Annotated in this window: 9 protein-coding genes; 7 read left to right on the forward strand and 2 right to left on the reverse strand. The window is 67.1% G+C overall.

From position 1 onward, the window contains the following. The first annotated feature begins 23 nt into the window (after positions 1-23). Positions 24-2,156 (forward strand): methyl-accepting chemotaxis protein, encoded by a 2,133-nt coding sequence (locus K4043_RS10195; protein WP_265309250.1) that lies wholly within the window; start codon positions 24-26, stop codon positions 2,154-2,156. A 91-nt stretch (positions 2,157-2,247) separates the two neighbouring features. Here K4043_RS10195 and K4043_RS10200 read toward each other — a convergent pair whose 3' ends face one another. After that, positions 2,248-3,108 carry a PA4780 family RIO1-like protein kinase gene (locus K4043_RS10200; RefSeq protein ID WP_123730495.1) on the reverse strand — a complete coding sequence of 287 codons (861 nt, stop codon included), beginning with the start codon at positions 3,106-3,108 and terminating at the stop codon, positions 2,248-2,250. Between the two features lie 190 nt (positions 3,109-3,298). Between K4043_RS10200 and K4043_RS10205 the strand changes: the two genes are divergently transcribed. The 4 genes from K4043_RS10205 (at position 3,299) to K4043_RS10220 (ending at position 7,274) form a co-directional block, all read left to right on the forward strand. Beyond that, positions 3,299-4,426 (forward strand): DJ-1/PfpI family protein, encoded by a 1,128-nt coding sequence (locus tag K4043_RS10205; protein ID WP_265309252.1) that lies wholly within the window; start codon positions 3,299-3,301, stop codon positions 4,424-4,426. A gap of 4 nt (positions 4,427-4,430) precedes the next feature. Further along, on the forward strand, positions 4,431-5,117 hold the full coding sequence (locus K4043_RS10210; RefSeq protein ID WP_265309254.1) for a response regulator transcription factor: 687 nt from the start codon (positions 4,431-4,433) through the stop codon (positions 5,115-5,117). Continuing rightward, positions 5,114-6,379: a HAMP domain-containing sensor histidine kinase gene (locus tag K4043_RS10215; protein WP_265309255.1), complete on the forward strand. Its 1,266-nt coding sequence runs from the start codon at positions 5,114-5,116 to the stop codon at positions 6,377-6,379. The genes K4043_RS10210 and K4043_RS10215 overlap by 4 nt, the downstream gene beginning before the upstream one ends. Positions 6,380-6,473: 94 nt before the next feature. Further along, positions 6,474-7,274 carry a hypothetical protein gene (locus tag K4043_RS10220; protein ID WP_265309256.1) on the forward strand — a complete coding sequence of 267 codons (801 nt, stop codon included), beginning with the start codon at positions 6,474-6,476 and terminating at the stop codon, positions 7,272-7,274. Between the two features lie 26 nt (positions 7,275-7,300). Here K4043_RS10220 and K4043_RS10225 read toward each other — a convergent pair whose 3' ends face one another. Then, on the reverse strand, positions 7,301-9,391 hold the full coding sequence (locus tag K4043_RS10225) for a catalase (RefSeq protein WP_123730500.1): 2,091 nt from the start codon (positions 9,389-9,391) through the stop codon (positions 7,301-7,303). A gap of 182 nt (positions 9,392-9,573) precedes the next feature. Between K4043_RS10225 and K4043_RS10230 the strand changes: the two genes are divergently transcribed. Both K4043_RS10230 and K4043_RS10235 read left to right on the forward strand, forming a co-directional pair. Next, positions 9,574-10,284 (forward strand): AraC family transcriptional regulator, encoded by a 711-nt coding sequence (locus K4043_RS10230; protein ID WP_123730501.1) that lies wholly within the window; start codon positions 9,574-9,576, stop codon positions 10,282-10,284. A gap of 81 nt (positions 10,285-10,365) precedes the next feature. Then, on the forward strand, positions 10,366-11,757 hold the full coding sequence (locus K4043_RS10235) for an amino acid permease (protein WP_265309257.1): 1,392 nt from the start codon (positions 10,366-10,368) through the stop codon (positions 11,755-11,757). Positions 11,758-11,951 lie beyond the last annotated feature (194 nt).

Here is an 11,951-nt window from a genome sequence, read left to right on the forward strand (position 1 = left end):
ACCCCCCACGTTTGGAAGTTGTCATGGATTATTTGCGGAACGTCAGCGTCGTCTGGCGGCTTGGCCTGGGCTTCGGTCTGTTGCTGCTGCTGGTGGCTGCGGTCGTCGCCATCGGCGCGACCGGCAGCGCGGAACAGAAACAGTCGATGCAGCAGGTGGTCGAGGTCAATGTGGCCAAGGTCCGGCTGCTGTCGGAAATGCTCGATGCCAACAACCAGATGATGGTGGTGCGGCGCGAGATGCTGATCCGCCAGGGCGACCGCCTGGCCGATGACGAAGTGCGCATCGCCGACCTGGTGAAGCGTTACGAGGCCAGCTGGACTGCCTATCAGGCGTTGCCCACCAATGCTGACGACAAGGCGATCGGCGACGCCATCGCAGCGGCCCGCGCGGTCGCGCGCCCGCTCAACAAGCAGATGAGCGAACAGCTCAAGCTGGGCGATTTCGCCGGTGCCACCGCGTTGACGCTGGGCGCCGTGCAGGAAGCTGCCAACGCTTGGAACAAAGCCCTCGGCGATGGGGTGAGCTACGAAGAAACGCAGAGCCGCCAGGCTGCCGCCGAGGCGATCCGGCTGGGTGAGCGCACGTTCCTGCAGTTGCTGGTGCTGGGCGCGATCGCGCTGGTGGTCGGCATCACGGCCTCGGTGTTGATCGGGCGCAGCTTGACTGGTCCGCTGGCACGCGCCGTCGGTCTGGCGACCCGCATGGCCAAGGGCGACCTGGAGCAGGACTTCCGCCTGGGCGGCCGCGACGAGATCACCCAGTTGGGCAACGCCATGGCCACGGTCCGCCAGACCGTCCAGGGCGCGATCACTGCCCAGCTGGACATGGCCCGCCAGCATGAAGCCGGCGCCATCAGCTACCGCATGGACGAAGCCGCCTTCCCCGGCGATTTCGGACGCATGATCCGCGCCACCAACGAGCTCGTCGGGTCACACGTGGCCGTCGAGTTCCACATGGTCGAGGTGATGCAGCGCTATGCGATCGGCGACCTGAGCCGCGATCTGGACACCTATCCAGGTGAAAAGGCGGTATTGACCACCACCATGGCGACCGTCAAGGACAGCCTGATGGCGATCAACCAGCAGATCGAGACGCTGGCGTCGGCTGCACGTGCGGGCGACTTCTCGGTGCGTGGTACCGAGCAGAGCTTCCAGTTCCAGTTCCGCGCGATGGTCGCCCAGTTGAACGGGATGATGGCCAGCTCGCAGAGCAGCATCGCCGACCTGTCGCAGGTGCTGCGCGCGATCTCCACGGGCGATCTGACCTCGCGCATGGATGGCCACTACGAAGGTGTGTTCGCGCAGATGCGCGACGATGCCACGGTAACCGCTGTGCAGCTGACCGGCATCGTGCAGCAGATCCAGGGTGCAGCCGGCAGCATCAACGATGCCGCACAGGAACTGGCCGCAGGCCACAGCGACCTGTCGCGCCGCACCGAGCAGCAGGCGGCCAATCTGGAAGAGGCCGCTGCCTCGATGGAAGAGCTGACCTCCACGGTCCGCCAGAACGCCGAGCTGGCCAACCAGGCCGACCACGAAGCCCATGCGGCCGGTGCCGCGGTCAAGGCAACCGAGCAGGCCATCGCGCAGATGGCAGCCGTCATGAGCGAGATCGACCAGTCTTCGGCGCGCATCTCCGAGATCTCCTCGGTGATCGATGGCATCGCGTTCCAGACCAATATCCTGGCCTTGAACGCGGCGGTGGAAGCGGCCCGTGCCGGTGAGAACGGGCGCGGTTTCGCGGTCGTGGCGACCGAGGTGCGCACGCTGGCGCAGCGTGCCGGTACGGCGGCCAAGGAGATCAAGGACCTGATCGACGAGTCCAGCAGCAAGGTCAAGACCGGACTGAGCGTGACCGTGCAGTCCGAAGCGGCGATCGCCCGCCTGACCCAGGCCAGCTCGCGCACCAATCAGCTGATGAGCGACATCGCCGCCGCGACCAAGGAACAGGCCGCCGGCATCGAGCAGGTCAACCAGGTGGTCGTGCAGATGGACCAGGTGACCCAGCAGAACGCGGCGCTCGTGGAAGAAGCCACCGCTGCCAGCCGCGCGCTGGAAGAACAGGCGTATGCACTGACCGAATCGGTGGCGGTGTTCAAGCTGGACAACAGCGCGGCAAGCCTGCGTCGCCCGGCGGCATTGCAGGCAGCATGACGACACGTGTGCGCTGAGTAATACAGAAAAGCCCCGCTTCGGCGGGGCTTTTTCATGCCGATCGGGCTGGCCGACGCAGCGGCGCGCCCGCTCAGTCCTCGTTCTCTTCCGCTGCTTCGCGGCCCTGCTGGCGGATCAGCGCTTCTTCGCGCGCATCGTTGATGGCATGGCGGACGCCATCCAGATCGATGGTGCTCTCATCCTGCTCGAATTCACCGGTCAGTACGCTGTCCGGCAGCAGATCGCCAGCCTCGAACAGCGCCCACATCTCCTCGCCGTACCAGGTCTCCAGCAGCTCCGGTGCCCAGCGGCCCAGATACGCGGTGAGGTTGTTGACGTCGCGCAGCAGCATCGTGCGTGCGGCATTGTTGCCCGCCGCACTGACCACCTGCGGGAAATCGATCACCACCGGGCCTTCCGGGCCGACCAGCACGTTGTACGGCGACAGATCGCCGTGGATCAGACCGCAGCACAGCATGCGCACCACCTGGCGGACCAGGATCTGGTGGAACTCGCGCGCCTGTTCCGGGCTGAGTTCAACCTCGCCCAGGCGCGCGGCGGAATAGCCTTCAGCATCGGTGACCAGCTCCATCACCAGCACGCCGTGGAAGTAGCCATACGGCTCGGGCACGCGCACGCCGGCATCGCGCAGCTGGTACAGCGCATCGACCTCGGTGTTCTTCCAGGCTGCTTCCTGCTGCTTGCGGCCGTAGTTGCTGGCCTTGCCCACGGCGCGCGCTTCGCGGCTGCCACGGACCTTGCGGCCTTCCTGGTACTGCACGCGCTGCTGGAAGCTGCGCTGGGCCATGTCCTTGTAGACCTTCGCGCAGCGCACATCGTCGCCGCTGCGGACCACGTATACCGCTGCTTCCTTGCCGCTCTTGAGCGGGCGGAGCACTTCATCGATCACGCCGTCGTCGATCAGCGCCTGCAAGCCTTGGGGGGTCTTCACGGTATCTCGGGAATCGGCTGGCGCGGGGCCTGCCCTGGAGGGGGAGGGATTTTCGCATCTTCGGGCCGATGGAGCCATCGACACGGCGCCCGGCGGTCGGGTTGTTCAGCTGCGTGCACGCAGGCGCCCGCTTGAAATCTGCTTCACATCCGCGCGGCAGGCTGGGGTCACTTCCCAAGGAGTGCCACCCATGATGCTGTCCCTGCTGCGCCGCACCGGTGCCGTTCTGGCCCTGCTGCTGGCTGTCCCCGCACTGCATGCCCGCCCCGCGGCATCCGATACGGTGCTGATCGTGGTCAGCGGCGAAGGCCGTGATCACGGCAAGACCCGCCCCGGTTTCGAGATGGACGAGTTTGCCCAGGCCTACCTGATCTTCCGCGACAACGGCCTGGCCGTGCAGGTGGCCAGCCCACGCGGCGGGCCGGTGGAGGCCGACAAGTTCGACCCGAAGGAGCCCTTCAACGCGCGCGTGCTGGCCGATCCGGCGGCGATCGCGCTGCTGGCCGATACCCGCGCCACCTCGACCCTGCGTGCGGCCGACTATGCGGCGGTCTACGTGGTTGGCGGCAAGGGCGCCATGTTCGATCTGCCGACCGATGCGGCGCTGCGCGGCCTGCTCGGTACGCTGCACGACGGCGGCGCCGTGGTCGCCGCCGTCTGCCACGGTCCGGCCGCGCTGGTGGATGTACGGCTGACGGACGGATCACTGCTGGTCGCAGGTCGCCGCATGACCGGTTTCACCAATGCGGAGGAGGGCGTGTTCGGCAAGCGCTGGGCCAAGGAGTTCCCGTTCCTGCTGGAAACCGCGCTGCGCGAACGCGGTGCGCGCTGGGAGCAGGCGCCGCTGATGATGCCCAAGCTGGTGGTGGACGGGCGTCTGATCACCGGACAGAACCCGTACTCCACGCCGGCGGTCGCCGAGGCGATCGTACGTGCCACCGGTCGCACCCCGGTCGCCCGTACCCCCTGGCGTGATGAGGCCAGCATGACGCTTGTGCAGCGCCTGCTCGACGGTGAAGGGGAGGCGGTCAAGCGCGAGCTGGCCAGCGACCGCACCGGCTATCACGACCAGTTGATCGGCGTGCTCGGCTACTACCAGCTGCAGGCCGCGCAGGACGATGCGGCCGTGCGGGACGCCCTGGCGATCATGCAGCTGGCGGCGCCGTACATGAGCGAGCCGCAGCTGCCGCTGGGCATCGCGCAGGCGCACTGGCGGCTGGGCGAGGTGGAGCAGGCGCGCAGCGTGCTCGGCAAACTGCTGGAAACGCACCCTGACATGGCCGAAGCTAAGCAGCTCAAGGACACGATCGAAGGCTGACGCCATGCATGACGGCCTGCACATCCTGGTCATCGAGGACAACCCGGCGCTGCGCGCCGGCATGGCCACGCTGCTGGAGGCGCGCGGCCATCGCGTGGCCTTCGCCGCCGATGGGCTCAGCGGCCTGCAGATGGCGCTGGACGCGCCGCCGGACGTGCTGGTGCTGGACCTGACTCTGCCGGGTATGGACGGTCTGGGTGTGTGCAGCCATCTGCGCGAGCGGGCCGACCGCCACATCCCGATCCTGATGCTGACCGCACGTGACACACTCGGCGACAAACTGATCGGCTTCCAGGCCGGTGCCGATGACTATCTGGTCAAGCCGTTCGCCGGTGAGGAACTGCTGGCGCGGTGCCTGGCGCTGGCGCACCGGCATGAGCGGCGCGAGGGTCACGTGCTGCGCATCGGCTCGCTGCATATCGATCGCCGCCGCGGCAGCGCGACTCGCCGCAGCCAGGTGCTTGAGCTGCCGCAGACCGCGTATCGCCTGCTGGTGCTGCTGGCCGAGGCATGGCCGCGCACGGTGACCCGCAGCGAGCTGATCCGTCGTCTGTGGGGCGATGAAGCGCCACCGTCGGATCCGCTGCGCTCGCACCTGTACCTGCTGCGCCAGGCCCTGGACAAACCGTTCGATCGGCCCATGCTCAAGACCGTGCACGATGTCGGCTTCAAGCTGGAGGCCGACGCATGACGACGCGTGTGCATCGCCTGCGCAACCGGTTGATGCTGGCCTTCGCGGTGTTCGCACTGGCGGTGGCCAGCCTGTTCTGCCTGTACGTGGCGGTGTTCGTGTACAGCGTGGAGGATCGCTTCTTCGATGCGATGCTCGAACAGGAAGCGCATCAGCAGCTGGATCAGCGGGCCGCGGGTGGTATCTGGTCGGCGCCGCGCAACGCGTTCATGACCGTGCACGAAAGCAGTGCCACGTTCCCGGCCGATCTGAAAACCGCGTTCGATGCCGAGCCGTGGCGCCACGAGTTCGCTGGCACGCAGGGGCGGCACTATCACCTGCGCGCACTGCAGCCGGTCGGCGCCGGTACACCGGGATGGCTGGTCGCCGAGGTCAGCGAGCAGCTGGTGGTGCGGCCGATGCGCGGCCAGATTCTGGGGCTGTTGGCCTGGTCCGGGCTGGCCGTGGTGGTCGTTGCCGTGCTGGCCGGTGCGTGGCTGGCACGACGCACCACGCGTCCCTTGTCCAAGCTGGCCGCACTGGTCGATGGGATGGCGCCTGATCGACTGCCCGTCGGGTTCGCGGCCGAGTTCCCCGATGATGAAATCGGCGTGCTCGCCCGGGGGCTGGACAACCTGACCGGGCGGGTGCGTGCTTTTGTTGCCCGCGAACATGCCTTTACCCGGGATGCCAGCCATGAGCTGCGCACCCCCTTGGCGGTAATCCGCAGCGCGACCGAACAGCTGGCCAACGAACCGGAGCTGTCTGTGGCCGGACGGTTGCAGCTGGCGCATGTGCAGCACTCGGCGCGTCAGCTCGAACAAACGGTGATCACCCTGCTTACCCTGGCCCGCGAAGAGAGCCTTGAGCAGGACGCGCTGCCACTGGCGGTGCTGCCGGTACTGGAAGAGGTAGTAGTCGAGCAGGCCGCGCTGCTGGACGGCAAGCCGGTGCAGGTGCGTGTCGAGGTACCCGGCAACGTGCGCCTGACGGTGCCCGGGCCGGTGCTGCACATGCTGCTGGCCAATCTGGTCGGCAATGCGTTCGCGCACACGCGGGCAGGTGAGGTGCACATCGATGTCGCGGCCGGACGGCTGCGCATCCGCAACACCGCACCGGCCGGTGACCCTGACACGATCGTGCGGCCTTTCGCCAAAGGCGAAGGCAGTGCCGGCTTTGGGCTCGGCCTGGCGATCGTGTACCGGCTGTGCGACCGCTTCGCCATCGACCTGCGCATCGAGGGAACCGAGCACGCCACGGTGGCCAGTTTCAGCGTGCACTGAAGCGGGGCGGTCCTCGCACCACATCCGCCCACTGCCACGCCCGCTTCCGTCCACCGCCAAAGTGCGCGATGCTCTGCTGAACGGGGAGGGGCGCATGGGGAACAGGGACGAGGGCATCGCGACGGCCGCTGGCGGCGAGTCGCAGACACCAGCGGCGGATCAGACGCCGACCGACTGGTCGTTGCTGCCGGTCACGCATGGCAACGAAGACTCGATGGTCGCGGTGATCTGGCGCCTGCTGCGCCAGGAGCCGGCGTTGATGGTGAGCGCGGGCTACGTGTTCCTGTCCGCGCTGGGGCTGTGGTCGAGCTATTTCTTCTACTTCAAGTTCCGGCTGTCGATCCTGGATTACCTGCAGGTCAGCGACTTCCTGGTCGCCGGTCTGCGCGATCCGGCCTATGTGCTGATCCTGCTGCTGGGCGCACTGCTGGCGGTGCTGCTGGGCTGGCCGGAAACACTGAGGCGGCGCAACCCGGCCAAAGTCGCACGCCTGCGTGCGCGGCATTGGGGATGGCGGATGCTGTTCTCCGAATCGCCGTGGATGAACTGGGAGTTTTCCGGGCTGCGCCCCCTGACCGGCATGTGCATGGGGGTGGTCTGTTTCATGGCCATCGGCGCCGCACTGTATGCGTTGAACAAGGCCGAAGCCATCCGGGATGGCAACGGAGGCACGCCGGTCCAGGTGATGCTCAACGGTGATAGCGCCACCTTGCCCGGCACTGCGAAGCTGCTGGGCTCCAGCAGCGCGTTCGTGTTCCTGTGGTGGCCGGCGCAGCGGCGTGCGGAAGCCGTGCCGATCGGCTCGATCCGGCGGCTGCAGTCGATGGCCGTCCCCATGAAGCCGGCGCCGGCGCCGGTGCCCAAACAGGCCCCGGCGCCACCCGCGCCCCGCTGAGATCAGCACGGCGCACCGCGCACGGCTCAGGCGAGCGTGCGCACCTTGGGTTCACGCGCCCACTGGCGGGTGGCCGCCGCAGCCAGGAAGGCCTTGGCGTCCTCCGCCTCGACCACGCCAGCATCGTTGCCGACCCGGGCAATCTTCAGCAGCGCCTGTGCACCGTCATCGGCAGCGATCGCCTTCAGATGGGCCCAGGCGTCGCTGACGAAATCGATCGCGGCCGATTCCCTGCTCAGCTTCTTGGCGGCATCACTGCTCAGCACCACGGCGACCGCATCGAAAACCACCGAGGGCGTGCCCGCCAGCTGGCCATCAGCGGCCAGCGTCTTGCCGTCACTGAGCTTGGCGCCACCGATCTTGGGCGCGACCAGCTTGACGCTGGCCCCGGCCTTGTCGGCCGCCTTGCGCAGGTTGGCGATCAAGGCTGCATCGGAGCCCTCGTCGAACAGGATGCCGATGCAGCGGCCTTTGAGCAGGTCCTTGGTGCGGCCGATGATGCGCACCTCCGGTGCCTTCGGGAAATCCTGTGCCGGGGTCTGCGTGGCGGCCGGCTCGGGCAGCGCGGGCATCGCCAGGCCGTCGGCCACGCGCTTGGCCAGTGCATCGTCGATGTTGCGCAGGTGACTCACGGTGCGTTCGCGCACCTTGACCGTCTCCACCTTGGAGAGCTCGAACACCAGCGCCGAAGCCAGATGCGCCTGCTCCGGTGCCTCCAGGCTGCGGAAGAACATGCGGGCCTGGCTGTAGTGATCGGCGAAGCTCTCCGCGCGCACGCGGCCCTTGCGGCCGTCATCCGGCGCGGTGGCGTGACTGGGGAAGCCGTCGACGCTCTCACGCGGGCTGTCGCCCTGCAGCGAACTCGGATCGTAGGCGACCCGTCCCTTCGGGATGTTCATCTGCATGTGGCCGTCGCGCTGGTGGTTGGCGAACGGGCACTTGGGCGCGTTGACGGGGATCTGGTGGAAATTCGGCCCGCCCAGTCGGCTGAGCTGGGTATCCAGATACGAGAACAGGCGACCCTGCAGCAGCGGATCGTTGCTGAAGTCGATGCCCGGCGGCACGTTGGCCGGGCAGTAGGCGACCTGCTCGGTCTCGGCGAAGAAGTTGTCCGGCCAGCGGTCCAGCACCATGCGCCCGATCACGGTCAGCGGCACCAGCGACTCAGGAATGATCTTGGTCGAATCCAGGTGATCGAACGGGAAGGCGTCGGCCTGTTCTTCAGTGAACAGCTGCACGGCCAGCTCCCACTCGGGGAAGTCGCCGGCGGTGATCGCCTCGAACAGATCGCGGCGGTGGAAGTCGTTGTCCGCGCTCTGCAGCTTGACCGCCTCGTCCCACACCGTGGACTGGATGCCCAGCTTCGGTCGCCAATGGAATTTGACGAAGGTCGATTCGCCGGCATCGTTGATCAGCCGGAAGCTGTGGATGCCGAAGCCCTCGATGGTGCGCAGCGAGCGCGGGATCGTGCGGTCGCTCATCGCCCACATGATCATGTGCATCGACTCGGGCATCAGCGAGACGAAATCCCAGAAGGTGTCGTGCGCGCTCGCCGCCTGCGGGAAGGCACGGTCCGGCTCCATCTTCACCGCATGGATCAGGTCGGGGAACTTGATCGCGTCCTGGATGAAGAACACCGGGATGTTGTTGCCGACCAGATCCCAGTTGCCTTCCTTGGTGTAGAACTTGACCGCGAAGCCGCGCACATCGCGCGGGGTATCCACCGAACCGGCGCCGCCAGCCACGGTGGAGAAGCGGGTGAACAACGGCGTGCGCACACCGACTTCACTGAGGATACGGGCGCGGGTGTACTCGCCGAGCGAGCGGGTCAGCTCGAAGTAGCCATGGGCGGCGCTGCCGCGCGCATGCACGATGCGTTCGGGGATGCGCTCATGATCGAAGTGGGTGATCTTCTCGCGCAGGATGAAGTCTTCCAGCAGCGTCGGCCCGCGCGGGGTGGCGCGCAGCGAGTTCTGGTTGTCACCGACCGGGATGCCCTGGTTGGTGGTCAGCACGGGATGGCCATTGCCTGCACGCTGGTGCAGTTCATCCCCTTCGCCACGGACATCGGTGGCGGGTGCAGGGGCGTTCTTCGTGCTTTTCTTGCTGGCGGCCATGAGGCGACTCCGGGAGCTGGCGGGAAGGGGGATCGATTCACACTGGCGGCCGGGGCGTTAATCGAGGGTGCGAAAAGGCGGCGCCGCTTGCACCCGCGCTTCACATGTGGCGCTTCGGCGCTGGGTCGGCGGCGCCCGGGCGGGTATCCTTGATGGCGTGTCCTTCTGTCTTTCCCCGCCGCATGCGCGTTGAACCTGCCGACATCGAAGCCCTGTTTGATGCGATCCCGGACGTCCTGTTCTTCATGAAGGACTGCGACGGGCGCTACACACACATCAACCAGACCATGTTGCGTCGGCTGGGGCTGAAATCCCGCAAGGACGTGATCGGGCGCACCGCAGCGGAGATCTACCCGACCGGGCTGGGTGCCGATTACGCCACCCAGGACGAGCAGGTGCTGGCCGGCAAGGTCATCGAGAACCTGATGGAGCTGCACCTGTTCGCCAACCGCGAGCCGGGGTGGTGCCTGACCTGCAAGCGGCCGCTGGTGGTGGACGGGCAGATCCGCGGGCTGATCGGGATCTCGCGCGATCTGGGCCAGAAGGACAGCCTGGGCACGCAGTACGAACAGCTCCGCCTCGCGCTGGCGCATCTGAATGCGCATTACGCCGAGAACGTGCGCATGCAGACCCTGCTCGACATCACCGGGTTCTCGCTGTCCAAACTGGAGCGCACCTTCCGCAAGGTGTTCCAGATGACCCCGCAGCAGGTGCTGACCCGGCTGCGCATCCAGATGGCGGTGCATCTGCTGCATGGCCCGGACAGCATCGCCAGCATCGGCCAGGCCTGCGGCTTTACCGACCAGAGCGCGTTCACCCGCAAGTTCAAGGCCGAGGTCGGGCTGTCGCCACGGGCCTACCGCGCCCAGATCAGCGAGCGCGCGGCCGCCTGAGGCGGGGTGGGGCTTGTGGCCTATGCCGTCGCGCGGCCGACAGGGTATGGTGTCGCACTTGTTGCCCGCCAATCGATTCCGATGCCCGCATCCCAGACTCCGGCTTCCGCCACTCCGCCCGCCGCTGCCCGCCTCGGGCACGCGCTCAAGCCCCGCCAGCTGATCATGATGGGCCTGGGCAGCGCGATCGGCGCTGGCCTGTTCCTCGGCTCCGGGGTGGGCGTCCAGGCCGCCGGACCGGCGGTGCTGCTGTCGTATCTGGTCGCCGGCGCGCTGGTGATCATCGTGATGAACGCGCTCGGCGAAATGGCCGCGGCCAAGCCGACCAGCGGCGCGTTCTCGGTCTACGCCGCCGACGCCATGGGTGCCACCGCCGGTGCCACGGTCGGCTGGCTGTGGTGGGTACAGCTGGTAATCGTCATCGCCGCCGAGGCGGTGGGGGCCGCTGGGCTGCTGGCGACGGTCTGGCCGGCGATCCCGGTCCCGATGGCCGCGCTGGCCTTCATGCTGTTCTTCACGGCGATCAACCTGCTCGGGGTGAAGAACTTCGGCGAGTTCGAATTCTGGTTCGCGATCCTCAAAGTGGCTGCGATCATCGGCTTCATCCTGATCGGCGTGGCCCTGCTGATGGGCTGGCTGCCGGACGTGGCCTCGCCGGGCCTGCGCAATTTCACCGAGCACGGTGGCTTCATGCCCAAGGGCCTGGCCGGGATCGGCGCGGCGCTGCTGGTGGTGGTGTTCGCCTTCGGGGGTACCGAGATCGTGGCGGTGGCTGCGGCCGAGACCGAAGATCCCGAGCGCAGCATCGCCCGCGCGATCCGTACCGTGGCGTGGCGCATCCTGGTGTTCTACATCGGCTCGCTGAGCGTGATCATCGCGGTGGTGCCGTGGACCAGCGAGGCGCTGAAGTCGCCGTTTGCGGCGGTGCTGGAAGCGGCCAAGATTCCGGGCGCGGCGACGGCGATCACGCTGATCGCGGTGATCGCGCTGCTGTCGGCGCTCAATGCGAATCTCTACGGCGCGTCGCGGATGATGTACTCGCTGGCGCAGCGCCGTGAGGCCCCGGCGGTGCTGGGCTGGACCGATCCGCGCCAGGTGCCGATCATTGCGGTGCTGGCCAGTGTGCTGTTCGGTTTTGCGGCGACGGTGATGGAGCTGGTGTTCCCGGACAAGGTGTTGCCGGTGCTGCTCAACATCGTGGGCTCGACGTGTCTGTTGGTGTGGACGATTTCGTTGTTGTCGCAGTTGATTCTGCGCCATCGTGCGAACCGGGATGGGACGCGTCTGCCGTTCCGGATGGCGGGGTATCCGTATCTGACGGTGATCGGGTTGGGGGTGTTGGCGTTGATTTTCGGTCTGCTGCTCTCCGAGTCGCATACGCGGTTGCAGTTCCTGTCGATGGCGGCGCTGACGGCGGTGATTGCGGCGAGCAGTGAGATTGCGCGTCGGGTCCGGGCTGGTCGGGGTAGCTGATTGCCAACTGCTAACAGCCAGCAGCCAGCAGCCAACAGCCGCAGGTTTGAGCCTCCGCTCGCCTGGGCGGGCACGGGTGGGTTGTCGGGACCCGCTGCAAGTACGTCCATGTAAGCTCGTATGCCGCCATCCATGGCGGCATACGGTCCCGCCAACCCACCCGTGCCCACCCTTTGACAGGGGGCTGATGGGCA

It is taken from the genome of Stenotrophomonas sp. SRS1 (genome assembly GCF_026130205.1).
GTDB classification, from domain to species: domain Bacteria; phylum Pseudomonadota; class Gammaproteobacteria; order Xanthomonadales; family Xanthomonadaceae; genus Stenotrophomonas; species Stenotrophomonas rhizophila_B.

Excerpts from the sequence above, each read along its gene's own strand:
- K4043_RS10195 (WP_265309250.1), top strand. The coding sequence starts at position 24 with ATGGATTATTTGCGGAACGTCAGCGTCGTCTGGCGGCTTGGCCTGGGC.
- K4043_RS10205 (WP_265309252.1), top strand. The coding sequence starts at position 3,299 with ATGATGCTGTCCCTGCTGCGCCGCACCGGTGCCGTTCTGGCCCTGCTG.
- K4043_RS10210 (WP_265309254.1), top strand. The coding sequence starts at position 4,431 with ATGCATGACGGCCTGCACATCCTGGTCATCGAGGACAACCCGGCGCTG.
- K4043_RS10215 (WP_265309255.1), top strand. The coding sequence starts at position 5,114 with ATGACGACGCGTGTGCATCGCCTGCGCAACCGGTTGATGCTGGCCTTC.
- K4043_RS10220 (WP_265309256.1), top strand. The coding sequence starts at position 6,474 with ATGGGGAACAGGGACGAGGGCATCGCGACGGCCGCTGGCGGCGAGTCG.
- K4043_RS10225 (WP_123730500.1), bottom strand. The coding sequence starts at position 9,391 with ATGGCCGCCAGCAAGAAAAGCACGAAGAACGCCCCTGCACCCGCCACC.
- K4043_RS10230 (WP_123730501.1), top strand. The coding sequence starts at position 9,574 with ATGCGCGTTGAACCTGCCGACATCGAAGCCCTGTTTGATGCGATCCCG.
- K4043_RS10235 (WP_265309257.1), top strand. The coding sequence starts at position 10,366 with ATGCCCGCATCCCAGACTCCGGCTTCCGCCACTCCGCCCGCCGCTGCC.